General features: G+C 37.3%; 22 protein-coding genes. 10 read left to right on the top strand and 12 right to left on the bottom strand.

What is annotated here, in order from left to right; genetic code table 11:
• Positions 1–43: 43 nt before the first annotated feature.
• Positions 44–952: a LysR family transcriptional regulator gene (locus SJ312_RS09250; protein WP_004260676.1), complete on the bottom strand. Its 909-nt coding sequence runs from the start codon at positions 950–952 to the stop codon at positions 44–46.
• 212 nt (positions 953–1,164) lie between these two features.
• Entirely contained in the window at positions 1,165–2,370 is a 1,206-nt protein-coding gene (gene gltS / locus SJ312_RS09245) for a sodium/glutamate symporter (RefSeq protein ID WP_319867491.1), read from the bottom strand.
• Between the two features lie 703 nt (positions 2,371–3,073).
• Between gltS and SJ312_RS09240 the strand changes: the two genes are divergently transcribed.
• Positions 3,074–3,478, top strand: a complete 405-nt coding sequence (locus tag SJ312_RS09240) for a RidA family protein (RefSeq protein WP_153673129.1) — start codon at positions 3,074–3,076, stop codon at positions 3,476–3,478.
• Between the two features lie 58 nt (positions 3,479–3,536).
• Here the strand turns inward: SJ312_RS09240 and SJ312_RS09235 are convergent, their stop codons facing one another.
• Both SJ312_RS09235 and SJ312_RS09230 read right to left on the bottom strand, forming a co-directional pair.
• Positions 3,537–4,880 (bottom strand): NCS2 family permease, encoded by a 1,344-nt coding sequence (locus SJ312_RS09235; protein ID WP_004260651.1) that lies wholly within the window; start codon positions 4,878–4,880, stop codon positions 3,537–3,539.
• Positions 4,881–4,921: 41 nt separating this feature from the next.
• Entirely contained in the window at positions 4,922–6,697 is a 1,776-nt protein-coding gene (locus tag SJ312_RS09230) for an adenine deaminase (RefSeq protein WP_094960932.1), read from the bottom strand.
• A gap of 145 nt (positions 6,698–6,842) precedes the next feature.
• Between SJ312_RS09230 and SJ312_RS09225 the strand changes: the two genes are divergently transcribed.
• From SJ312_RS09225 to SJ312_RS09215, 3 genes are all read left to right on the top strand, one after another.
• Positions 6,843–7,769: a LysR family transcriptional regulator gene (locus SJ312_RS09225; RefSeq protein WP_153673130.1), complete on the top strand. Its 927-nt coding sequence runs from the start codon at positions 6,843–6,845 to the stop codon at positions 7,767–7,769.
• A 164-nt stretch (positions 7,770–7,933) separates the two neighbouring features.
• Positions 7,934–8,827, top strand: coding sequence for a hypothetical protein (locus SJ312_RS09220; protein WP_112307189.1), 894 nt, complete (start codon positions 7,934–7,936; stop codon positions 8,825–8,827).
• 183 nt (positions 8,828–9,010) lie between these two features.
• A complete protein-coding gene (locus SJ312_RS09215) occupies positions 9,011–9,745 on the top strand; it encodes a vWA domain-containing protein (RefSeq protein ID WP_050763767.1) in 735 nt (244 codons plus the stop codon).
• 87 nt (positions 9,746–9,832) lie between these two features.
• Here SJ312_RS09215 and efeB read toward each other — a convergent pair whose 3' ends face one another.
• The 5 genes from efeB to SJ312_RS09190 form a co-directional block, all read right to left on the bottom strand.
• On the bottom strand, positions 9,833–11,107 hold the full coding sequence (gene efeB, locus SJ312_RS09210) for an iron uptake transporter deferrochelatase/peroxidase subunit (protein WP_004260629.1): 1,275 nt from the start codon (positions 11,105–11,107) through the stop codon (positions 9,833–9,835).
• Positions 11,108–11,118: 11 nt separating this feature from the next.
• Positions 11,119–12,021: an EfeM/EfeO family lipoprotein gene (locus SJ312_RS09205; protein WP_112307187.1), complete on the bottom strand. Its 903-nt coding sequence runs from the start codon at positions 12,019–12,021 to the stop codon at positions 11,119–11,121.
• A complete protein-coding gene (locus SJ312_RS09200) occupies positions 12,014–12,847 on the bottom strand; it encodes an FTR1 family iron permease (RefSeq protein ID WP_319867484.1) in 834 nt (277 codons plus the stop codon). The genes SJ312_RS09205 and SJ312_RS09200 overlap by 8 nt, the downstream gene beginning before the upstream one ends.
• 11 nt (positions 12,848–12,858) lie before the next feature.
• The gene (locus SJ312_RS09195) at positions 12,859–13,194 is read right to left on the bottom strand and encodes a cupredoxin domain-containing protein (protein ID WP_004260622.1); all 336 of its coding nucleotides are present in this window, start codon (positions 13,192–13,194) and stop codon (positions 12,859–12,861) included.
• Between the two features lie 95 nt (positions 13,195–13,289).
• Complete coding sequence (locus SJ312_RS09190) at positions 13,290–13,847, bottom strand: iron transporter (protein ID WP_094960937.1); 558 nt, start codon at positions 13,845–13,847, stop codon at positions 13,290–13,292.
• A 281-nt stretch (positions 13,848–14,128) separates the two neighbouring features.
• Here SJ312_RS09190 and SJ312_RS09185 point away from each other — a divergent pair, with 281 nt between their 5' ends.
• From SJ312_RS09185 to SJ312_RS09175, 3 genes are all read left to right on the top strand, one after another.
• Positions 14,129–15,058, top strand: coding sequence for a haloacid dehalogenase-like hydrolase (locus tag SJ312_RS09185; protein ID WP_319867483.1), 930 nt, complete (start codon positions 14,129–14,131; stop codon positions 15,056–15,058).
• 193 nt (positions 15,059–15,251) lie between these two features.
• Positions 15,252–16,586, top strand: coding sequence for a 30S ribosomal protein S12 methylthiotransferase RimO (gene rimO / locus SJ312_RS09180; protein WP_112307185.1), 1,335 nt, complete (start codon positions 15,252–15,254; stop codon positions 16,584–16,586).
• Between the two features lie 215 nt (positions 16,587–16,801).
• A complete protein-coding gene (locus SJ312_RS09175) occupies positions 16,802–17,443 on the top strand; it encodes a helix-turn-helix domain-containing protein (RefSeq protein ID WP_110592277.1) in 642 nt (213 codons plus the stop codon).
• A 614-nt stretch (positions 17,444–18,057) separates the two neighbouring features.
• Here SJ312_RS09175 and SJ312_RS09170 read toward each other — a convergent pair.
• Both SJ312_RS09170 and SJ312_RS09165 read right to left on the bottom strand, forming a co-directional pair.
• Positions 18,058–18,324: a response regulator transcription factor gene (locus tag SJ312_RS09170; protein ID WP_252728649.1), complete on the bottom strand. Its 267-nt coding sequence runs from the start codon at positions 18,322–18,324 to the stop codon at positions 18,058–18,060.
• A 7-nt stretch (positions 18,325–18,331) separates the two neighbouring features.
• Positions 18,332–18,688 carry a hypothetical protein gene (locus tag SJ312_RS09165; protein WP_319867479.1) on the bottom strand — a complete coding sequence of 119 codons (357 nt, stop codon included), beginning with the start codon at positions 18,686–18,688 and terminating at the stop codon, positions 18,332–18,334.
• Positions 18,689–19,158: 470 nt separating this feature from the next.
• Here SJ312_RS09165 and SJ312_RS09160 point away from each other — a divergent pair, with 470 nt between their 5' ends.
• Positions 19,159–20,154, top strand: a complete 996-nt coding sequence (locus SJ312_RS09160) for a LacI family DNA-binding transcriptional regulator (protein ID WP_004260608.1) — start codon at positions 19,159–19,161, stop codon at positions 20,152–20,154.
• Between the two features lie 31 nt (positions 20,155–20,185).
• Here SJ312_RS09160 and SJ312_RS09155 read toward each other — a convergent pair whose 3' ends face one another.
• Complete coding sequence (locus tag SJ312_RS09155; protein WP_094960940.1) at positions 20,186–21,640, bottom strand: glycoside hydrolase family 32 protein; 1,455 nt, start codon at positions 21,638–21,640, stop codon at positions 20,186–20,188.
• Positions 21,641–21,843: 203 nt separating this feature from the next.
• On the opposite strand from SJ312_RS09155, the gene SJ312_RS09150 reads away from it, so the two are divergent.
• The gene (locus SJ312_RS09150; RefSeq protein ID WP_110592274.1) at positions 21,844–22,791 is read left to right on the top strand and encodes an aminoimidazole riboside kinase; all 948 of its coding nucleotides are present in this window, start codon (positions 21,844–21,846) and stop codon (positions 22,789–22,791) included.
• A 172-nt stretch (positions 22,792–22,963) separates the two neighbouring features.
• Positions 22,964–23,890 (top strand): EamA family transporter RarD, encoded by a 927-nt coding sequence (gene rarD, locus SJ312_RS09145; protein WP_319867477.1) that lies wholly within the window; start codon positions 22,964–22,966, stop codon positions 23,888–23,890.
• The last annotated feature ends 84 nt before the right edge of the window (positions 23,891–23,974 follow it).

Genomic DNA, 23,974 nt, shown 5'->3' with positions numbered 1-23,974 from the left:
CCATAATAACCAAGATGTTATTATTTAACGGTGAATAAGCTAACTAAACAATTGAGTTTTCATTACTAGAGTATAACTTTTGGTTAACTACTTTATTTCTTTTTTCAAGTGTGGATGCCAAAGTATTAACATAATTTTGTGCAGCTTTGGTTAATGGTTTGTCTGCGCGATGAAAAACAGATACGGCAAGATGTAAACCTTCTTTTAGTGGGTAAATCATTGACTCAGGTAGCGTATGTTCGGCTGAAAAAATATCTGTAATACTACAGCCTAAACCCGCTTGAACAAATTCTGCTGCCATATGGTAGGTATGAACACTAATATTTGATTCTGCAAACTCATGGCGCTTTTGTAATAGCTGAGATAAGGAGTCAGACCCAGGATGGATCCAACGCTCTTGGTCTATATCGGTGAGTGATACAGGGGAGTGCAATGGTAATTTGCTATCCACATAGACTAATGGGATATCAGCAATGGGAAGAACAGCAATGCCTCCTTCAATTTCAAGATTAAAGCCAATACCAATGTCGAGATCTTGTTGGGTTAATAACTGCAGAATATCCGTTGTATGATGTGTACCGATCGTGAGTTTGATATTGGGGTGTTTTTTAATAAATTGCGCGGTCACTTCAGGTACTAAGTTTAGCCCTAAGCTAGGTAGACAACCAATGGCTAGTTTACCTTGCGGATCACGTGATAAATTTTGCGCTAAAATTCTTAGTTTATCTAGATTTTGATAAACTTCTTTGGCTTCTTCAAATAGCAGGTTTGCCTCAGCCGTGGGAATTAACTTTCCTCTTATTCGCTGGAACAAGACTAAGCCAAGTTGTTGTTCTGCATGTTTTAAGGCCTTACTTGCCGCGGGTTGTGAGATATGTAAAACCTCCGCTGCACGAGTTAAAGAGCCACATGTCATGACCGCATAAAAAATATCGAGATGCCTTAATTTCATTTTCAGAAACCTACTATTTGCTTTGACTCACCGAAACCGACTATTGGTATTAATTCGCATATTCTACCGAATTAATACAAATTAATCTGAACAACTATTTATTTGGTACTGAAAATGATGAAAGGTAATTAGGCGGTTTAAATTCAATGGTGATAAAAAAGAGAAGGCCAGATGATATACATAGGTTATAGTCTGGCCTTTATGATTGTGTACTAGGTAAAATACGTGCCGATTTCGATAAAGATTTTAATTAAGATACTATTTGAAATATCGACAATAAATGCCCCTACCATTGGCACCACTAAAAATGCTTTATGAGAAGGACTGAATGCTTTAGTGACGGTCTGCATGTTAGCGATAGCGGTTGGTGTCGCACCCATTCCAAACCCGCAGTGCCCAGCACTAATAACAACTGCGTCATAGTCTTTACCCATCATTTTAAAGGTAACAAATGTTGCAAATAGAACCATAACTACCGTTTGGACAGCAATAATTATCAGAACAGGGCCTGCCATACTGGCGAGTTGACCGAATTTTAAGGACATTAGCGCCATTGCTAAGAATAATGACAAGGCAACGCTACCTAAAACATCAACAGTTGGTTCAAAAACTTCATGCTTAAATACATGGGTTAAGACGTTACGAATAATAATACCGACAAATAAGCACCAAACAAAGGTTGGTAATTGCATGACAGTATCTTTAAAAAACTCACTAATATAGCCACCGACAACAATACAGATAATCAGCATTGAGATGGTTTCAATAACATTATTAGCATTAATTTTTCGTTTAACACTCGGTTGTTCGAAGGCTTCAACGATCGTTTCTTTTTCGAGTTCAGTGCTTTTAGGGATTGAAACTTTTTTCAATAAATGACGAGCAACAGGGCCGCCAATTAACCCACCTAATACTAAACCTAGGGTTGCACATGCCATAGCTAATTCAACAGCACCAGTCACGCCATACTTATCAGCCAGTATTGGTCCCCAAGCTCCTGCGTTGCCGTGGCCACCCGTAAGTGTGATTGAGCCTGCAATTAAGCCAATAAATGGACTTTCATTAAGCATGACAGCCATTCCCATACCAACGGTATTTTGAATAGCAATTAAGATAGTCACTGTGATAGTTAGTAAAATAAGCGGCTTACCACCTTTTATTAAACGCGAAAAATCTGAGCTCAATCCAATTGATGAAAAGAACGTAATCATTAAAATGCTTTGTAGTGAAGCATCAAAAGTAAATGAATATCCAGCTGTTTTATCGACAATTAATAGAATGATAGCAACAATAAAACCGCCAACAACGGCTTCAGGAATATGGTTTTTTTGTAGAAAAGGAGTGTATTTTACAACAAACATACCAATCAATAGCGCCAAACAAGCGACTAATAAAGTGTAGCTGGCATCTAGGATCATTATTTTACCTCAAGTATAGTTTACCAGAACTTTCACCGTTGTTATTTAACATTAGCGATAAATTAAATTACTTTGCGTAACTTTTGTTTAACAATGAGTTTTGTTTGGGTATCTATAACTTTTAGTTAACTGCGACATTCTTATTTTTTCATTTGTCGAGTCATCAAATCCCGTAGTAAATTATTTATTTTCAATTTAACTATTTGTTAATTATGGTTTTTTCTGTTTGATATGTATTTGGATATCATTTATGTGGTGATTAATATTTGCACTGGTTTTATCTCGCGGTTATAAAGCCGTATTCAATATGAATGATGAGAAGTGTGATGTACCGCATGTAAGATGCTTAGCAAATGTAGGAGAAGAGGGGGAATGCTACATGATTAGTTGCTTTTAATCTCAGTAGAATGAATACGAATATTATTAATTAAAATAATAGTGTGATTTTATTAATGTTATAACTTATTGATTTATATGTAAATTTAATTATTTGAATTACTATTTATAATAGTATTAGCATAGTTAAATATGATAGAGCATCATATTGATGATGACCCCACCCCAAGCAGAACAAGCATTAGTTATTCTGTGAAAACATTTTTCTGATTTATTATACCAATCAAATAACGTTTGCCTGATATTTAATGAATTGAAAAGTGAAAGTCTTATACTGCTTTACTGTTTTATTAACGATGGAACAAAAATGACTAAAAAATCGATAAATCCAGAGTCTGTCTTTAATTCTTTGCAGTATGGCTTTAGCCAAGCCGTAGAAACAACGGGAACCCGACAATTATTTTTATCGGGTCAGGTTGGTGTGAATGCCGCGGAAGAAACTGTTGCTGGGGGAATTTACGAACAAACCGTGCAATCATTAATTAATATTGAACATGTATTGCATGAGGCCGGTGGCGATTTATCTCATGTGGCTATGCTACGTATTTATATCAAAGAGGGCTTTAACAGCCATAAGGAACAAGCTGATATTGCGCGAGCATTAAAAGAAAAATTTCCAAATATGCCACCTGCATCTTCTTGGGTTATTGTTTCAGGGCTTTCCTTGCCAGAATGGTTAATAGAAATAGAAGCTCATGCAGTTTTGAACTAAATTTATTAGAATAGAAAAGCCGACAGTGGAAGTATCGGCTTTTCTGGCACTCGTGGTATTAGTGTTTTACTAATGTTGAGAAATAATAAATAAGAGGCACTGCAAGGATCCACAAGCTTATTGGAATTTCTCTCCATTTGCCTGCAACCGCTTTGATTAAAATATAAAATAACAGCCCACCTGCAATACCAGTACCAAAACTATTAGCGATTAACGTAATCATCACCATCATTAATACTGGTAAGCCATCAGTAAAATTGCCTAAGTCCACTTTTCGTAAGCCACTAAACATATTTAGTCCAATTAAAATTAGAGCTGGAGCTGTGGCTTGGGCTGGGATCATTAATGCGATAGGCGTAAATAACAGCATTAGTAAAAACATAAAGGCAGCAGCAAGGGCGGTCATACCTGTTTTACCCCCAGCTTCTGCGGCAGCGGAGGACTCAATGAGTGCGGTTGCCGCTGGAATACCTACCCACGGGCCTAATGCAGCAGCAATTGAGTCAACGATAAAGGGGCGGTTAATATTTGGCATATTACCTTCTTTATCTAATAAGCCAGCCTCTCCGCCAACGGCTAAAGTTGTTCCCATGGTTGAGAAAAACTCAGCAGCAAAAAAGACAAATAAGAAAGGTAGGAAAGCGATATTTAATGCGCCAATTAAGTCTACATGCCCTAGTACAGGTGCCACAGAATGTGGAATACCAATAAAGCTTTCAGGCAATTTTGTGACGCCAAAAGGAATGCCTAAGAGGGTTGCAAATAAAATTGCCCATAAAATTCCGCCTGGTATTTTGCGAGCTTGTAGTGCAATCGCAACGAAAAAGCCTGCGAGTGCAACTAATGCACCAGGAGAAAGGAAATCCCCAAGCATTAGTGCATTTGTTTTTGGGTTAGCAAGTACTAACCCTGCATTTCGAAAACCTAAAACGGCCACGAACAGACCAATTGATGCAGTTAATCCGAGTTTAATTGATTGGGGAACAGAGCGTGTAACAACCTCACGCAAGCCAAATTTAGTTAATAGGAAAAATAAAATTCCAGACCAACAAGCAATGCCGAGCCCTATTTGCCAGTCAATGCCTTCACTACCTGCGAGAGTAATGCCGACAAGAACAGAGCCTCCGATACCGGGGCCAACAATAAATGGTAAATTCGCATAGAATGCCATTAATAAACTGGCAATGACGAAGACAATAATTGTTCCAGTGGTTGCTGCGCCTTTATCCATTCCTCCTGCGGCAAGTAAACCGGGGATCACGACTAGCAGGTAAGCTGCGGCTAAAAAACCAGTAACTCCGGCTAAACACTCTGTTTTCACTGAACTCCCACGTTCACGTAAAGCAAAGCGTTTTTCCAGCCAACTCCCTGATGTTGGCGTATTTATTGAACTGTCAGCCATTAATAGGCTCTCCTATCATTATTTTTGATATTTTTAATTTTCTAAGCGTGCTTAACCGTATGGATAACAGCGTCAACGATTTGACGTGTTGTTCCGTCAGTTAATCCTAAATCGGTTAAATGTGGCCCTGCATTGCAGGCAAGACAAGTTCCCTCAATGGCTTTAAATACGCGGTAAGGTGGTTCCCAATCTGCAATTTCACTGCTTAATTCACGTAATTGACGAAACTGAGCGGCTAATTCAGGCGCAGGTAAATCAGATAACATCCCCGCTATTGGCATCGCAACATGGGCTAAAATTTGGCCATTTTGCACTAACGCCATACCTCCACCACTCTCGATTAATAAATTAGCAGCGATAGCCATATCATCGGGGTCACGTCCAAGAACAACGAGGTTATGTGAATCGTGTGAATAGCTTGTCGCAATGGCTCCGCGTAATTCACCCCAGCCCTCAAGTAAGGCTATTTGAGGTAAAGCATCGTGACGGCCGTGACGGTGTTGAACTCGAATAAGACTGAAATTATTCGGCAGTTGTACCACGCTATTTTTGATTTGTACGTCAACTTCTCCCCATTGGGTAAAGCGCGCCCCACGAATATGACGTAAACGCGCACTACCATTATTTATTTCATCAATTTTTAATGTGCAATCATTTGGGGTAATAGGTGAAAGTCGCATGGTATCGCGTGGAGGTAAAATGTCATTAGGCACATTTAATGCATTGATAAGCTGATTATTTTCAGCAATTTTTCGTCCAGACACATACACAGCTTTCGCTTTCAAAACTTCCAATGAATCGAAGATAACTAAATTTGCTTTTCTACCTGCGGCAATCAGGCCAAGGTCATGGCGTTGCAAGCGTATTGCAGCATTAAATGTAGCAAAGCGTAGTACGTCCGTTGCCGGCATTCCATGCTCAATTAAAAGGTTAAGTAACGCAATAATGCCACCTTTTTCAATTAACATATCGGGCGGAACATCATCCGTACATACTGTAATTTGCGATGATAAATGTGGTAAGGATTTTAATGCGGCAACAATATCGGGAAGAAGATAAGGATGAGAGCCACGAATTTGTAATGTAAGGCCCGCACGCAGTTTTTCAAGGGCATCTTCAGCCGAGGTTAATTCGTGATCAGATGTGACTCCGGCAGCCAGATAAGCTTGGAGATCAGCCCCATTTAAGCCTCTTGCATGGCCTTCTATAAGTTTACCTGATGTAATTCCTGCATTTAGAATTTCTTCCATTCTATCACTGCCATGGAGCACGCCAAACATATCCATAACTTCAGCCACACCACGAACTTCCGGCCAACTCAGCATGGTTGACATTTCATCCCCAGCAAAGTCTGCACCAGACATTTCTAGGCCAGGTGTTGATGGTACAGATGAAGGGGCTGCAACCATAATATCTAGCGGCAAATTTCGGCTAGAATCAATGGCATAACGTACACCTTCTAGGCCTAGCACATTGGCGAGTTCATGGGGGTCCCAAAATACAGCTGTTGTTCCTTGAGCTAGAACTATCTCGGCATAGCGAACAGGAGGTAAGTGTGAGCTTTCTAAATGAACGTGAGTGTCTATTAAGCCGGGTGAAATGAAATAGCCTGATAAATCATGGGTTTCATTTGCATCAGTACGGGTTCCAGTAGGGTGAACGCTAGCAATTAGGTTGCCGGTGATCCCGATATCTGCAAGGCGAACTTCACCTGTGACCATATCGACAATATTGGCATTAGCGAGTAAAAGGTCAAAAGGCTTTTCACCTTTAGCGGATTGAATGACATGACGCCTGTTTTGTTCTGTTATGCTCATAAAAATACCATTCCTTCAATTTAATGACTGTTACTTTATGAGCAACGCAAACGTTTGCCAAGATGATAAAATTTATCATGCGATAAGAAATGGTTATAATGAACAGATATATTGGCTAACCCAATAAAAATAAAAGTACATTATTATGATAGAACCTTGGCAGAGACTGCCAGCACTTACGCTCAAACAACTACAGTATTTTGTGACATTAGCAAAACTGCGCCATTTTACCGAGACAGCAAATCGTCTAGCGGTGAGCCAACCTGCTTTGAGTAGTGCTTTGCGGCAAATAGAAACGGTTATTGGAGGAAAACTAATTAATCGTACCGCTTCATCCGTAACATTAACGGAGCTAGGCGCAGCAATTTTGCCACATGCACAGCAAATACTGAGTGTTTCTCACCGTGCATTTAGTGAAATTCAAAAAATAATCGTGGAAGGTGGGGATGGAACATTACGTATTGGGCTAGTTCCTTCCGTAAGTTCTTTGTTATTTCCTGCTGTACCTGAATTATTAACTCAATATTTTCCGAGGCTTAATATTGAGTTTTATGACCAAACGAATGACGCTTTGATTGATAAACTTATCAATCATGAAATTGATTTTGGCATTGGTGTGTTAGATAGCTCAGTGCCTCAAAATTTAAATATCTTTCCCTTGCAGGATGACCCTTTTGTTGCTGTTATTCATCATGATGATACCGTGTCTACCAATGAATTTCACTTGCCGTGGAAATTGCTAAATAATCGTGATATTGCCGTATTTTCGAAAGGTAATATTCAACGTTTAGTTGCTGCTACGGTGGAAAGTCACCGACTAAAATTAAATATTCGTTATCAAGTAGATTATATTGAAACCTTATATGGCTTAGTTCGTTCAAAATTAGCGATTGCTATTTTACCACTGCTTTATACTGTACATTTACGAGACCCGGAATTGAAAGTTTTGCAATTACAACAACCGGAGTTAACGCGCACAGTCGCTTTAATTCGTAATAGCGAGCAAGCGACGCCACTAATGGACGAGGTTTTTCAGGTATTGTTAAAAGTATTGCGTGATAACAACGTATGAGATTTATCAACTAAGACAGATTACTACCGCATTTATCGTAAAGTTATTTTATTTGAATAACTGAATAATGGTTTCAATATCGATAATAATATCTTAAAGAGCGTTACAGATAGCGCTCACTTTTTATTTAATAAATTGATTTTAAAAAGCTTTGGAATAACTTTATGAATACTATACTAAAATATAGCTGTTTTATCGCCGCGGTTATATTACTTTCCGCTTGTGATGATATGGAGCTTTTAAGTGGTAAAGGTAAATTTTATTATAGTAACCCAAGCGCAAACACGATTAGGTTTAAGCTAGATGGTAAAGATTATGATGTTTTACCAGAAGATAAAGGTGTTGTTTTACTTTCTAGCGGGTTACACCAGTTAGAAAGCGATGAGGGTAACGTGACGGATTTTTTTGTCTTTGAAAATAACTCTGGCGGTATTATTAACCCAAATCATTTTGTTTATTACACATTGTCTGAAGTTTATGCCGTTGATGGCAAAGAAGAGAGGTTTAAACCTGCGAGTTACCCCATTACGATTAATGGGCACGAGCTTGAACTGCCAGTTCGCAGTTCTAATGCAACGCTTATTGATGGAAATATATTTAGGTGTAGCTACCCGGTTGGTGAAAATTTTCCAGATTCAATCACACTTTATGATGATAAGTTAGATGGAAATATTAAATCCAAGTGCTTTGATAAACATGAATTAATTGCCTATTTAGATAATGAATACGGACAAAATTTATTACCGGATCCTGCTAATCATGAAGCTGCGGATTCTATCAATGTGGTATTTATGTATGGAGTCCCAACTGTTACTTTTGATAATGAGGATGTACAGGCAAAGGCCGAAAAATTAATTCAGTTAGTTACGCGGTTAAAAAGTACCGATGATGTGAATATCCATGAAGAATTAAACCAAGAATTTCATCAGGCTATCACAGAATTAGTCCAGGAGCAGGCTCGAAGTGCTTCATCAAATTCTGTTGCGGAAAATATTAAATATAATCATTTCATTCAAGAAATTAATGTAGTAAGAGAAAATGGTATTTGGTTAAAATAGTAATCATTTAAGTAGATTTACTCTTTACATATTTACTCAAAAAACTATTTCGAGTAATAATTTTTTTGAAATTAATTAAGAAAATGCTTATTAATTATACAGAGTAATCTTATTTGAAATAATTGGCGAAAAAGCGAGATTGGGGTAGTTATATTTTTATTAACCTCACCAAGGAACTCGGCGATGAATTTATCCATACAATCTGTTTTCACCGTCATATCAGCTGTATTTTTGTTTTTATTTTCTTCTGTCGCTAGCAGTACAACTATTATTGATACCAAAAAAGAACCCGATGTTTTAGATTTAGTATTCATTCTTGATAAAAGTGGCTCTATGTCAGGTTTCGAGACTGATACAATTGGTGGATATAATAGTGTATTAACTGAAAATAAAGGAAAAAAAGCAAAAACCTACATTACAACTATTTTATTTAATGACAAAACAAGTTTACTTCATAATAGAGAACCCATTGCAAAAGTTTCTAATCTAACACTTGATGATTATCCTGTTGGTGGCTATACCGCATTGTTAGACGCAATAGGAGAAGGCATTGAAAAAATGCAAGAGAATAGAAAGGTTACTAAAAATAATAATGTCCTTTTTGTAATAATTACAGATGGGCAAGAAAATAGTAGCCGTAAATATTCCCAGGCGAAAATTAAAGCTATGATTAAGTCAGCTGAAACAGAAGATAAATGGGATTTTATTTTCTTAGGAGCCAATATTGATGCCATTTCTGAAGCGGAAAATATTGGGATTAAAAGTTCAAATGCCACTGGTTATGTGCAAGATGGGACAGGTTACGATAAAGCTTATCGTGCTGTAAATAAAGCGGTGGAAGCTAAACAAATGTCTGCGCCAATATCAGAGGACTGGAAACAGGAAGTCGAAGCGGATGTGAAGGAACGTAAAAAATAATAATGTGTTCAATTAAAAAGAGATGATATCGCTTCGAATAAAGCCCTTACGGCAAATGTAATAAGGGCTTTCATTTTATAAATATAATTAGCTAGTTTGTTTTAAGGCTGTAAACATTTTTTCAGCAAGTGTGTCTTGTGCCGATTGGACTCCAGGTAATACAAAATAGTACCCTCCACCAAAAGGCTTGATATAACGTTCAAGTGGTTCACCATTGAGCCGTTTTTGAGTGTCAATAAAGCCTGTCTTTAAATTTTGTTGAAAAGAGACAAAAACTAAGCCCATATCGAGAGTTCCTGTTTCTGTTAACCCCAGTGAATAGCTATAACTTCTTCGCCTTAGTTTTGCGGTATAACGTTCAGGGTTACGAGGCTCTGCACGGCGCATATGGGAATCAAATAAAATACGGTCACCATGAGGATCTTTTTCAAACTCAGGATCATCATGCTCATTTTTCATGCCGATTGGTGCTCCCGAGTCTTTATGTCGGCCAAAATCATTTTCTTGATCTTCTAAGGGGGTTCTATCCCAAAACTCTAAATTAAAACGAATGAGACGTACTGCTTGGTATGTCCCTCCGTCGCACCAAGACGGTTCTTGGCTGCCTTTTGTTATCCATATTAATTCGTTCATTAACGAATTGTCATCGGCAGGCGCATTTCCTGTTCCATCCTTAAAACCAAAAAGGTTGATAGGAGTTGAGTGGTTATCAATATCTCTTGCAGGTAAGAAACCATCTATTTTCCAGAGAGGAAAACTGTATGGCGAAATATGACGTAGGATGTCACGTAATGCATAGATAACGCTTTCTTGGCTATTCGCACATATTTGCAGAAGAAGATCACCACCACACCATTTTTGTTCTAGTCGATCGTTAGGAAAACTGGTCATTTCACTAAGATGTTTAGGCTTAATTTTATTTAAGCCGAACCGATTATCAAAAAGAGAATTTCCTAAAGCAACGGTGATAGTTAGTGAGTCGGGTTGTTGTTGTGTCCCAAGAATACCTGATTCTGCCGGAGGCATCTTATCGTTATTGATTGACGGCTCTATTTGGGGTTGAGTTAAGTGAGCAATACGCTGAGTCAGTAAAGTAAAAACAGTTTGTAATTGTTCGACAGAATTCGCTGTAGTATTAAATGCAATAAAAGTGGCATTTTTGGGTTCAGGCGTTAAAACACCGGCTTGGTGTAGCCCAAGATAATTGATTGCTTTGTTATAGGTGAGCTGGCAATTAGCAATTTTCCCTTGCGCTTTTAATGTTGGAGCCGCTAAAACTGCGCTACTAACTGCGAGCATTTTTAGGGCATTACGCCGAGACATTCCGTTGGTTTGCAATATACTACTAAGTTTAGCTTGCATAAATATATGCCTTAATATTTATAGTAAACATCGACATCAAGCTCAGCACGTAATTTGGCTAAGGTTTCAGCTTGCTGAGTGAGTAATGAATAAAGTGCCATTTTGTCTTTTAATTGTAATTGGCTATAGGGTTGATATGTGGTATTTGACAGTTGATATGTCTGCATTATTTGGTTAATCAGCTGTTCATTTTGCTGTATTTTATCCAGTGTTTCTGGCTTGATAAAAGGTTTAAGAACCCCAATTATTTTTTGTGATCCCTTTAAATTAGCGGCAATATCAGTTAAATCAGACAAACTGTAGATATTTTCTTTACCCCCCAATTTCGTTTCTAAGATCATTTCAATAAAATCAGCCGAGGCTTGCACGAGCTTGGGTATTTCGATGGTTTCAGTTGCTACTCGTTTATGCAAATCACGCCCTTTGAGTAATAGCTCTTGGTTTGCCGCTAACGCAAGTTTGGCATCCTTTTGCATAAATAGCTGGTACTCAACAAGATGAAACCCCGTAAAGCGGTAATCTGTTTCTTTATCGAGGAAATAATCGGCTCTTGGGTTAATTGTCCTATCCGTATTACCAAATAAAATAATAATCGGGCGCACTGTTTCATAGTACTGGTGAGCTTGAATATATGCTGTTTGAGCTTGTTGCAGCTTCCCTTGCTGTAAATTCTGTTGCAACAATTCCAATTGTGTGACCATTTCTGCCAATTGATTAGTGGCAAAGGTTAAATAGGTTTGGATTGCATGTTGATATTTTTCTGGAGTGGGTATATCACCTTTAGCAATAATGATGTTGTCCCCTGTTTGCACAGGGGATCTTAGTGCTTTACTTTGAACCAAAGTAGGAATGGCAACACTGAGTATTAAGCTAAAAGACATCCATTTGATATTCCGCCTCAGTGAGCTAGACATTTTTTTTGCTCCGAGCAAACAATGGGATCACAATAGCCCAATAAAGGACAAAGGTAATGACGCTGAGCCAAATCGGTTGTGAACGGTAGGCAAAGAAAGAAGAGATAAAATTGCCAGCAATACCAGAATCATCGAGAAATGCAGTTGTATCCCAAGCGGGGTAAATTAAAAACTCAGGGATAGCGAAATCATATTCAATCAATAAGTTAGCACTTTCTTCTACACCTTTAAGTAAGAGAGATAATGCGAGGAATAATAAAATAATCCCTGTAACTTTAAAGAAGATAGACCACGAAATTAAGCGATTTGTTAGTAGGAAAACATAAAGTGTAAGACCTGCAATCGCAATTCCACCACCGACCTCGATAAAGAAAGTCGAGGCATTAGATGTGGTTAGCGACATAATAAAGCTAGATAGGAAGACGACGATTTCACTCCCTTCGCGGGCAATGGCAATAGCAATAATCAATGCGGCTCCCCACCAGTTATGGTGGGCGGCATTACGTCTTATTCCTGATTCAATTTCGGATTTCATTGAACTTCCATGTTTGTTCATCCAATACACCATTTGGACAATCAGGACACAGGCGAGTAACTCCATAAAAATCATAAATAGTGATTGCCCAGTGTCATCGAGGACATTGAATACACCATAAATGAGAAGCGCCAATAAGATTGAGGTTATAACCCCGATAGCGACACCAGCCCAAAGGTATTTCATACCATTATGTGCGTCAGGGTGACGTTTAATCCACGCATAAATAATGCCAATGACAAGTAGCGCTTCAAAGCTTTCACGCCAAACAACAAACAGAACTTGTCCCATGCTAAATCCTTTTATTTCGCAATGATCTCGCCTTTGGGGTGAGAAAGGTGGAAGTCATCAAAAAAAGTGTACGTACCAGGTTTCAGTGGTGCGATTACCACTACTGAGCTTGCACCCGGCGCTAAAACTTTTTCTTTTCTTAATTGAATGCTTTCAAACTCTGCGGGTTCAGTACCTGTGTTGGTAATTTTAATGCGGATAATCGTTTTTGCAGGAACTTCAAGAACTCGCGGGATGAGATCACCATTTTTCATTTCTAATTCGACAGTATATTTTTCTGCAGCAAATGAAGATAAGGGAACTATTGTACAAGTGATAACCAGTAAAAAACTCAGTAATGTTTTCATTTTGGCTTGGTTTATCCTTTAATAACAACAAACAAAAAAGGGCTTACGCAAGATAACTCCCTTGGTTAAGCCCTTATCTAATTTTAATAAAAAAATTAGTAACTACCTTTACGGCCAACACCTGCGTAGTCAAAGTCCCAAGAGACTTCGAAAGGTTGGAACCAAGGGGCTACACCTGTTTCTTTATCAATATGGCGCCCAAAGGCAACTTCTTTATTGTGTGATGGCGGGTAAATTTTATAGGTGACGCGGTATTTACCATTGCCATCTAATTTAATGTTTTCCCCATAATGAGGGCCATCACTCGCCACCATAGGCATAAATGTGCCTGTTTGAGTTTGTGGTTTATCACCGAGTTTAGTCACTGAATACTCAATGGTCAGGTAAGGGATCCAATCGCCTTCTGCAAAGCCATTTGGGTTATCTTCAACAGCGTGAATATCTGCTTCTAAGTGGACATCTGCTTTATCTGCAGCTAAGTGAGACATCGCATGATGGCCTTCTTCGGTATCCATTGTAATGGGCTGTAAATAAACACCTTGGATTTCCATTCCGTTTTTGATCACAGGGTGACCGAGAGGGTACTCTTGAGCTAATGCTGAGATTGAAAACAACGCGAGACCTGAAACAGCAGCTTTATAGGCGAGTTTCATTATTTTTGTCCTTACCATAAGTGATATAGAGTAGTAATGATAATCATTACTATTAATAAAAAACAAGTGATAATTTCTGATAAGTTGACAACGCGTTGCTGAGAATGATTATTTTTATATAAAAATCTATGTGTTAGAAAAAGTTATTATTCTTCAAAAAATAACTTGCTAATAGTGTGCTCTATTAGGCAGTTTATTATTATCTACGTGATATATTTTGAATGTAGATATTCATGACAAATGAGTTTTTCATCAATTTTGTTGAAACTAAAGGTATAGCCATGCAACGACGTTATCTTGATTGTTCAGCTTCAGAAATCGCAAAATTCAATAAAAAGAATCTATTAGAATCAATTAAAGCCAGTGAAGGGCGAATATTGGTTTCTGAAACCATTGGTACAATTCAGCCTGTATTAATGACCGTAACGAATGCTGAATTAGCTGCAAGCCAAGGTGCCGATATCCTGTTGCTGAATGTTTTTGATGTCAATCAACCGATTATGCAAGGTCTGCCCGAAGGGACTGAACCCGAAGAAATCATTCGAACACTTAAGCGTTTAACGGGGAGAGCAATAGGCGTTAATTTAGAGCCCGTACCTGAGGGATTTAATAATCCAACACAGGATGCGCAGTGGAAAATGTCAGAAGGGCGGCTAGCAACAGTAAAAAATGCCCTTAAGTTAAAAGAAATGGGTGCTGACATTATTGTTTTAACGGGAAACCCTGGAAACGGAGTCACTAATCAGGAAATTAACCAGAGTCTTAAAGAGCTTAAAGCTGTTGTTGGCGAAGATATTGTGCTTATTACAGGGAAAATGCACGCAGCAGGGGTTTTGAATGCCTCGGCTGAGCAACTCATAACAGAAGATGATATTCGTACCTTTATTAACAGTGGTGCAGATATCATTTTGCTTCCGGCTCCAGGAACGGTCCCCGGGATCTCGTTAGAGTTTGTGCAAAAAATGGTGGGTTATTGCCATTCCCAAGGTGTGATGACAATGACAGCGATTGGGACTTCTCAAGAAGGCGCAGATTTACAAACTATTCGGCAAATAGCATTAATGTGTAAAATGGCCGGGACAGATTTACATCATATTGGTGATTCAGGGTATAACGGAATTGCATTACCTGAGAATATTTTAAATTATAGTATTGTGATCCGAGGGGTTAGGCACACTTACTCACGTATTGCTCGTTCAATTAATCGCTGATTGGCATTTTTAGGTGGTTTTTACAAAATGATTTGTGAAAATCACCGACTAAAAGCAAGATTTGTTTCTATCTATTCTAGATTTAAATTCATATTATTTTCGATAAAAATTTATACAATTCCCTCAATTCTTCAGGTAAAATTTCGCCCATTTTTCTAAAACAATATTTATAACACAATAAAAGAAGTGAGTTATGTCGCAAAATACTAATCCGGTACCAAAAATTGGTTTCGTTTCTCTCGGCTGCCCGAAAAACCTAGTTGATTCAGAACGCATTTTAACTGAATTACGCACTGATGGTTATCAAGTGGTTCCAAGCTATGATAATGCTGACTTAGTCATTGTGAATACTTGTGGATTTATCGACAGTGCAGTGCAGGAATCATTAGAAGCGATTGGGGAAGCACTGAATGAAAATGGTAAAGTGATTGTGACAGGATGCCTTGGTGCGAAAGAAAACCAAATTCGTGAAGTACATCCAAAAGTTTTAGAAATCACTGGCCCACATAGCTATGAGCAGGTACTTAATCATGTTCACCACTATGTTCCGAAGCCTGAACATGACCCTTTCTTGAGTTTAGTCCCTGAACAAGGGGTAAAATTGACACCAAAGCATTATGCGTATTTAAAAATTTCCGAAGGGTGTAATCATCGTTGTACTTTCTGCATTATTCCTTCAATGCGAGGGGACTTAGATAGCCGTCCAATCGGGGATGTGTTAAATGAAGCTAAGCGTCTGGTCGCTTCAGGAGTCAAAGAGTTACTGGTTATTTCCCAAGATACTTCTGCATATGGTGTTGATGTTAAAAATAAAACGGGTTTTTGGGATGGTCAGCCTGTAAAAACTAGCATGGTGGGGTTATGCGAACAACTTGCTTCAATGGGCGTATGGGTGCGTTTACATTATGTTTACCCTTATCCACATGTTGATGATGTTATCCCGTTGATGGCAGAAGGTAAAATTTTACCTTACTTAGATATTCCATTACAGCATGCAAGTCCGAAAATTTTAAAATTAATGAAACGCCCCGGTGCCGTTGAAAGAACACTTGAGCGGATTAAACGTTGGCGTGAAATTTGCCCTGAACTCACCTTACGTTCAACATTTATTGTTGGATTTCCCGGTGAGACAGAAGAAGATTTCCAAATGCTATTAGATTTCTTATTGGAAGCTAAGTTGGACCGAGTCGGCTGCTTTAAATATAGCCCTGTCGAGGGAGCGAAAGCGAATGAACTAGCTGATCAAGTTCCTGAGGAAATAAAAGAAGATCGTTATCATCGTTTTATGCAAGTACAACAGCAAATTTCTACACAGCGATTACAAGATAAAATTGGTAAAGAAATTTTAGTCATTATTGATGAAGTTGATGATGAAGGTGCTATTGGCCGTAGTATGGCTGATGCACCAGAAATTGATGGTATGGTTTATCTCAATGGTGAATTTGAGGTTAGCGTTGGGGATATAGTGAAAGTATTAGTTGAGCATGCAGATGAATATGATCTGTGGGGAAATATTGTTACTGCTTAATTTAATAAAAGCGTTCTAGAAGTGTATATGGCTAACTTAGATAGATTCAGTTAGCCATTTTCTTTTTTACCACATTGATTTACTACTTTTAATTATGAAAAATTGATGTGGATCAATGGTTGTAAACCTATCAATTAATAACTTGATCTAGAATATAATAATTAAATGGCAAATTGACATAATCAGATAACTCTTATCGAAGAATAAGGATAACTATGTCAACTCATTTAATATTTCCAACTACAACACCTGTAAAAGAAAGTATTTATAATTCAGATAATTATGAATATATCGTAGAGCTTGCTCATACAACCATTGAGAGCGGATTAGCCTCGTTACATGATAATAATATTCGCAGTTCTCTACTGAGCACTGATGGGAAAACGCTTTGGCTCAGTCATGAGCTTGATGGTAACTTTGAGATAGCAAATTTACTATCTGATAATTTAACTTATGGGGCTCAGCTTAGGTTGTATGCAGAGCCAATTGAATTACATGGAATTTTTTATTACTTAGCACCAGTGTATTCACATACTGGTGAGCCTGTACTCGTTGTTGTTTTATCTTCAACTAAGAATAGTTGCAATATTTTGTTTGCACTTACGCAATCTTTAGCAAGGGAAGTGAGTGAAAAATTGAAATTTCGCTATTACGAACAAGGTGTTTTTAAGGTAGATAAGGACGAACAACGGTTCGCTAACTTAGATATTCATTCAGTTGAGAAAGCTTTGATTATTGAAGTTGCACAAGCTTGCAAAGGTAAAATTCAAAAAATGCATAAAGTCCTTGATATGGGACGGACAACATTATGGCGCAAGCTAAAGCAGTACGAAATTAACATTAAGGACTACAAATAGCTCTTCTATATGCTCTGAATGATGCTCTGAATGGTAAAAAATAGCGCTTTCGCGTGTTTTTTGAACAGCTACAAAGCATAAAAACAGCGAAGCGCGAAATATTTACCAACATTTTGAACGACAGCCGATAGATAAATAAAGCGTAATCTATCTACTTGTATCGTTACTTGATGTATCGAGAAAAGAAAATGAAAACGATGCTTATTATGCTTGGATACGGTAAGGAGGTATGTCGTTTGTAGCCTTATTTTTTTAGTTTTATGAGAGAGAAAGTTTGTTGATAAAGGTTATTGTTTTACTAAAAAAGTAGTGAGATATGGGGAGGGTAAATAATACTTTAATAACTAAAAAAAATGTAATTTTATTTTGTGATTATTAGTGGTTATTATTACCATCTGAATTATTAATTTACTTAGGTTTTTAATCCATAACAGAGTGGTGTTGTTTTTATCACTTATAAAAATAAGTTATTATTTCAAAATTAACAGAATATTAATCTATATTTATCTAAATTATAGTACCTTTAGGTATTTTTCATATAGTTAATTTCTGATGGCTTAGAATCAAGCCATCAGAAATAATAACGCTATAAGAAGGTAAACATAGCATATAGATTAAATATATCTAGGATAGGTATTAATATATTCGTATTCTTGAATAAGTTGTGGTAGTGATTTTATTCCTAATTTTGTATAAATATTAGAGCGATGTACCTCTACAGTTCTTGGTGATAATGACAGTTTTTCTGCGGTTTCTTTACTGGTATTACCTTCTAATATCATATCCATAATTTCTCTTTCTCTAACCGAAAGACGATTAAATTTATCAGAGAGATGAGTATATTTTTTATGCTTTTCATGCATACTTAAAAATAATTCCATCGCGTTACTAATGGAATTTGATATTTCGATGTCCTTGAAAGGAAAAGGAAAAAAAATCAAATGCTCCAGCTTTAAAGCTTTCTCGACATAGACTGATAGAAGGCTCTTCGGCAAGTACAATGAATGGAACAATACCAAATGAATTATTTATATTGTTTAATCGATTAATACGATTTTCATCATTGTTTAAGAATAATAAAATACATTCCTTTACATTACCCTCATTAGGATAAGTATAATTACTCATAAACACTTCTTCGTTATTATAAAATCTAAAGATAAAACCAAAAGATTCCATCATTAATTTCAGTTTATTCTTAAAGACATTATCACTTTCTACGATTACGTGAATGGTGTTATTCATCACCATACTCCTGTTGAACTGATTTGATATTCATACTAATCTGATAAAATACGTAGATAAATAAAGTGAAATTTAAATTCCACAATAATATTTTCTACTGATCGTTGTTTTTTTTATTAATGTAATACTGACCTTAATTTATATTAAAAACATCATCTAGTTAAATTTAATATAAAAATAGAAACAATAGTTAAAGTTTGTGTCATTGGGTAATATTCGATTAATGACGTGTAACATTTTAGGTGATTTTACTTATTAAATGTGTTTTTATCATAAAGTGATAGACAGAAATATTGCTAAAGCTAATCAATAATATCTTAAATCATTAGTCATAAAAAGTCTTAGATGTACACTTATGTTGTTTTTTGAGGTGATAGCTCTTAACTTGTGAATTGACGAAGATTAAGTACTTTTTATATCTAACATGTTAAAATTAATACTTACCTAGTTTTGATGAGTGAATATACTTAATGGCTTCTTTAAAAGACGTAGCTCGACTTGCAAATGTTTCATTGATGACTGTATCAAGGGCAATTAATAGCCCTGAATTACTAAAGCCTGAAACCTTGAAACAAGTCCAACAAGCTATTGAGTCACTCAATTATGTCCCTGATTTTTCAGCGCGAAAGATCAGAGGGAAAAGCTCTAGGGTTTCGACAGTTGGTGTTTTGGCCCTCGATACAGCAACTACCCCTTTTTCTGTAGAAATCATTCTTTCAATAGAACAAACCGCGAGACAATTCGGCTGGAGTAGCTTTGTAGTTAATATTACATCTAGCGAAGATAGTGAAAGAGCTGTCCGACAATTATTATCTCAGCGGCCTGATGGTATTATTTATACTACGATGGGGCTTCGAGAAGTAGCGATTCCAGAAACATTACATAATAATCGTTTGGTTCTTGCTAATTGCATAGATAAAAATGGGCAGTTCCCTGCTTATGTGCCAGATGATTTTAATGGTCAATTTAATGCAGTAAAACGCTTAATAGAGAAAGGGTATCGAAATCCTCTTTGTCTTTATATTCCGCAAGAGACACTTGCTGGAAAAATGCGCCGTGAAGCAGTGGAGTCTGCGTGGGCAAGTGCTGACTTACCGCTAGCATCACTTCAGCAACACCATTTAGAGTTAGGCGATGAGCATTATTTAGATGTTATAGCTTTAATTAATAGTCATTTTAAGAATAAAAAACCGAATTTTGATGTCATTATTTGTGGAAATGACCGTATAGCATTTTTAGCTTACCAAGTACTACTTAGCCGTGGCTTACGTATTCCACAAGATATCGCAGTACTTGGCTATGATAATATGATAGGTGTCGGGGAACTATTTTATCCTCCATTAAGTACGGTTGTGTTACCGCACTATCAATTAGGCCAACAAGCCGCTTTACACATCATAGAAGAACGGCAGCAAAATAGTGTTGAATATGTTGCTTGCGACTTGTTAGAACGTAATTCTTTTTAACCTTGCAGAGAAAAGCAAATCTAGTAGCTTGCTATTCAATGGATTTTTTGATCTCCCAATAAATCGCTTTTTCGAGCTTTGCTTGCTGATTTATTGCAAATAATCTTAAGTCCCGCTCACTTTGATGGGGGTAGATTCGACAACTAAAGTTGAGTTCACCATCATTAATAAATACTTCCAAGCTAGAGTGATCGATAAAAGCATTTATTTTAAGTTGATGACCTTCAGGTATTGGCGCACAACGACTATCACTAATTGTATATTCAGGGTAATGACGCATTAAGGTTAATTGCTGACTTTGGTTATCAATGTAAAACTGTACGCCGTATCCTACCCAAAAGCCGAATTTTTCAGCAGGGCTTTGCTGTAAGTCCCAGATAAGTTCTATTTCACAACTTGTCGCATTCTCATTCAGTATGATTGTGCTGTTTTTAGCTAGTGTTGTTGCGGGAAAATGGCTTGCGGACTGACGTAATGTTTTCAATTCCTCTATAGGTTTAGCGACAATTTTACCTTGTTCATTCAGTGTTAGCTCTCTAGGTAAAGTAAAACATCCTGACCACCCATGTTTTTGTGTGGGCATATGGCTTTCCCACATATCCATCCAAGCGATAGCGATACGGCGGCCATCTTTAGCTAAAAAGGTTTGAGGTGCGTAAAAGTCTTGGCCGAAATCAAGTTCTGTAAATGCATGTGAAATTTTATAAGATGAATTAGGAGACCAATTACCAACCAAATAACCATTTTGAAATAGATTTCGATACTGATAATTTTTTGCCTTTTTTCCTTGAGGTGAAAAGAGGGCAACAAATTGTTCGCCTAATGGAAAGAAATCAGGACATTCCCACATATAAACATTATCGTCGTCAGTTTTTGCCAGAACTTGGTAGTTTTGATCCCAATTTAATAAGTCTGTACTCTTAAATAAAAGTATTTGTCCTTGATCTTGGGAGTCTCTTGCGCCGACGACCATCCACCATTTTCCATCTTGTCGCCAAACTTTAGGATCTCGAAAGTGCATATAACCATCGGGTGCAGAAAGCACAACACCTTTCTTTTCGAAATGAATACCATCTTCACTGATTGCAACACATTGTGATTGGATGATTTGACTATCATCACCTGGATTTGCTAACCAGATGTGGCCCGTGTAGAACAGATATAATTTATTATCGTAACTAATTGCAGATCCTGAGAAACAACCATCTCGGTCATAGTCTTCACTAGGTGCTAACGCAATTGCCTGATGTTCCCAATGTACCATATCTGTACTTGTTGCATGCCCCCAATGCATGGGGCCCCAAATCGCACTAAATGGATGATGTTGATAAAATGCATGGTATTGGCCTTGATGATAGATCAAACCATTAGGGTCATTCATCCAGCCTGCATAAGGGGCAAGGTGGTATTGTGGGTAAAACTGCAAGTCCATATTTTTCCTTGCTGTTTTGATGGCTTCGTTGGCTAGTTCAAGTTGTTTTTTCATTATGGCTTCCTGAATGTTTTTCGATCGCAATAACAAAATAAGCACATGAAATTCAATAATAGGTGCGTTTATTTGCTGGTTTCTTTATACTCAATGTTAACGTTAACAGTTTGCGTTTACTAGTTTTATTTTTATGAGTTGGTAATGTGCTAGCTATGAATAAGAATGAAGGTTAAAAATATAAAACTCGCAAAGGAGACATAATGAAAGTTTGGGCATTAGGGGATGCTGTCATTGATTTAATCCCCCTTCAAAACATGCAATATGAAGCTTGTGCTGGTGGAGCACCTGTGAATGTTGCCGCGGGTGTTGCACGCTTAGGGCAAAACAGTGGTTTTATTGGGCGAGTCGGCGAAGAAGCTTTTGGGCATTTTATGCAGAAAACCCTATTTGATATAGGGGTTGATACTAGTGCGATGGAGTTTGATGAAAAGTATAAAACAAGTACTGTTCTCGTCTCGTTACACGAAAATGGAGAACGTGAATTTTCTTTTTTAGTTTCTCCTTCGGCCGACCAATTTTTAACGATAAATAATTTACCGCAATTTGGTAATGATATTTTGCATTTTTGCTCATTAGCTCTGGTGCACCATCAATGCAGAGCATCACTATCGACAGCTATCGAACAACTCAAGCTCGCTGACGGGTTACTGAGCTTTGATATTAACATTCGTCCGCAAATGTGGTCAGATCCCGACGAAATGCACCAAATTGTTGATAATTTTGCAAAACAAGCAGATATTTTAAAACTTTCGGATGATGAATTGCTGTGGTTAACGCAAGAAAGTCGTTTTGAGAATGCCATAGCTAAATTGCAAAATTACCCTGCTCAATTAAAAATTGTGACTCAAGGTGCTAAAGGTTGTCAGGTGTTCACCCCCTCAGTTCAAATAGCCGTAAGTGCTTATTTAGTTGAAAGTATTGATACTACTGGTGCAGGTGACGCATTTATGGCAGGGTTATTGGCGGCCATCTCACAATATGGGCTAGTCAACGAAAAAGAGGGATTGATGAAGGTCATCTCGCAAGCTACGGCTTGTGGTGCATTAGCGACAACTAAAAAAGGCGCTATCGCTGCGGCTCCGACACAACAGGAATTATTTGTATTTATGCAGCAGCAACCGCCATTACATCAACGCGATGTTTTTTGATAAGAATATATGTGTATTGAGCAACTAAAAGGTAGCGATATAGTTACCTTTTAGTTTAAGAATACTTGATATAATTCAAATTATATTATGGTGGTGGCAAGTTTTATTTTTTGCATTTTGGCGTATGATAAGTAGCTAATATTATTTAATCAGATTTTATTGTGGATAAATCATGTTGCTTCGCTCGGGAGTAGCTCTTGCTATTTTTTCCTATATCTTATGGGGAATAACACCATTATTTTATCGTTTACTTCCCGGTGCGGAACCTTTAGAGCTACTTGCAGAACGTCTTATCTGGTCTGTACCTATACTTTTTCTTGTTCGCTTAATTATCAAAAATAAATCTTTATGGCGTGAGGTATGGTCTGACAAACAGTCGATAATCCTGTGTTTATTTAGTTCGTCGGTTATGGCGATATCTTGGACAACATTTACTTATGCATTAACCCACGGGCAGGTGTTAGCTGCTAGTCTTGGCTATTTTATTAACCCATTATTTTCTATTTTACTTGGTGTTTTGTTCCTTCGCGAACGGCTTGTTTTTGCAGAAAAAATGGCTGTTATTTTTATTTGTGCGGGGGTCGGTTACCAAATTTGGCAGTATGGTGAATTACCTATTTTAGCGTTAGTAATGGGGAGTGCTTTTGCAGTCTATGGGTTAATCCGTAAATTTATTCGATTTGATGTGATTACGTCTTTATTTCTAGAAGCACTTTGGTTGCTTCCTATTGCAATAGCGATCACTTGGTGGTTAGCATCTCATGGTCTAAGTGCCGTGACGCAAGGAGATTGGCAAATTAAAGTTCTTTATATGTTAGCGGCGCCTGTCACGATAATTCCTTTGCTCTTTTTTACCGCAGCGATTAAACGGACATCATTAACGGTGATTGGTTTAGCGCAATATATAGAACCAACAATTCAATTTTTATTGGCCGTATTTTTATTTAATGAGCTCTTTGATTGGGTCAAAGGTATTAGTTTTTCACTTATTTGGATTGGTTTAATGTTTTGTGTATTAGCTATTTTACGCAAACAGTATATTAAATTTTCTCACAAAGACCCCTTTATTACTGGGCGCGATAAAACACCATTAGATTAAATAATAATTATTATTATCAATCGATTATGAAATTTTTTTTATAGTGTTTTTTCCTTGATAGTAAAAGCAAACGATTGCGTATAT

The organism is Providencia sp. CIM-Carb-044 (assembly GCF_033901115.1).
Taxonomy (GTDB): domain Bacteria; phylum Pseudomonadota; class Gammaproteobacteria; order Enterobacterales; family Enterobacteriaceae; genus Providencia; species Providencia hangzhouensis.
This window is presented reverse-complemented; position numbering and strand designations above follow the sequence as displayed.

Coding starts and splice junctions, on each gene's coding strand:
- SJ312_RS09230 (WP_094960932.1), bottom strand. CDS start 6,697: ATGAGCATAACAGAACAAAACAGGCGTCATGTCATTCAATCCGCTAAA.
- SJ312_RS09205 (WP_112307187.1), bottom strand. CDS start 12,021: ATGTCTAGCTCACTGAGGCGGAATATCAAATGGATGTCTTTTAGCTTA.
- SJ312_RS09150 (WP_110592274.1), top strand. CDS start 21,844: ATGAAAGTTTGGGCATTAGGGGATGCTGTCATTGATTTAATCCCCCTT.
- SJ312_RS09200 (WP_319867484.1), bottom strand. CDS start 12,847: ATGGGACAAGTTCTGTTTGTTGTTTGGCGTGAAAGCTTTGAAGCGCTA.
- SJ312_RS09190 (WP_094960937.1), bottom strand. CDS start 13,847: ATGAAACTCGCCTATAAAGCTGCTGTTTCAGGTCTCGCGTTGTTTTCA.
- SJ312_RS09185 (WP_319867483.1), top strand. CDS start 14,129: ATGCAACGACGTTATCTTGATTGTTCAGCTTCAGAAATCGCAAAATTC.
- SJ312_RS09160 (WP_004260608.1), top strand. CDS start 19,159: ATGGCTTCTTTAAAAGACGTAGCTCGACTTGCAAATGTTTCATTGATG.
- SJ312_RS09250 (WP_004260676.1), bottom strand. CDS start 952: ATGAAATTAAGGCATCTCGATATTTTTTATGCGGTCATGACATGTGGC.
- efeB (WP_004260629.1), bottom strand. CDS start 11,107: ATGCAAGCTAAACTTAGTAGTATATTGCAAACCAACGGAATGTCTCGG.
- SJ312_RS09225 (WP_153673130.1), top strand. CDS start 6,843: ATGATAGAACCTTGGCAGAGACTGCCAGCACTTACGCTCAAACAACTA.
- SJ312_RS09215 (WP_050763767.1), top strand. CDS start 9,011: ATGAATTTATCCATACAATCTGTTTTCACCGTCATATCAGCTGTATTT.
- rarD (WP_319867477.1), top strand. CDS start 22,964: ATGTTGCTTCGCTCGGGAGTAGCTCTTGCTATTTTTTCCTATATCTTA.
- SJ312_RS09235 (WP_004260651.1), bottom strand. CDS start 4,880: ATGGCTGACAGTTCAATAAATACGCCAACATCAGGGAGTTGGCTGGAA.
- SJ312_RS09165 (WP_319867479.1), bottom strand. CDS start 18,688: ATGAATAACACCATTCACGTAATCGTAGAAAGTGATAATGTCTTTAAG.
- SJ312_RS09220 (WP_112307189.1), top strand. CDS start 7,934: ATGAATACTATACTAAAATATAGCTGTTTTATCGCCGCGGTTATATTA.
- SJ312_RS09170 (WP_252728649.1), bottom strand. CDS start 18,324: ATGGAATTATTTTTAAGTATGCATGAAAAGCATAAAAAATATACTCAT.
- SJ312_RS09195 (WP_004260622.1), bottom strand. CDS start 13,194: ATGAAAACATTACTGAGTTTTTTACTGGTTATCACTTGTACAATAGTT.
- SJ312_RS09155 (WP_094960940.1), bottom strand. CDS start 21,640: ATGAAAAAACAACTTGAACTAGCCAACGAAGCCATCAAAACAGCAAGG.
- gltS (WP_319867491.1), bottom strand. CDS start 2,370: ATGATCCTAGATGCCAGCTACACTTTATTAGTCGCTTGTTTGGCGCTA.
- SJ312_RS09175 (WP_110592277.1), top strand. CDS start 16,802: ATGTCAACTCATTTAATATTTCCAACTACAACACCTGTAAAAGAAAGT.
- rimO (WP_112307185.1), top strand. CDS start 15,252: ATGTCGCAAAATACTAATCCGGTACCAAAAATTGGTTTCGTTTCTCTC.
- SJ312_RS09240 (WP_153673129.1), top strand. CDS start 3,074: ATGACTAAAAAATCGATAAATCCAGAGTCTGTCTTTAATTCTTTGCAG.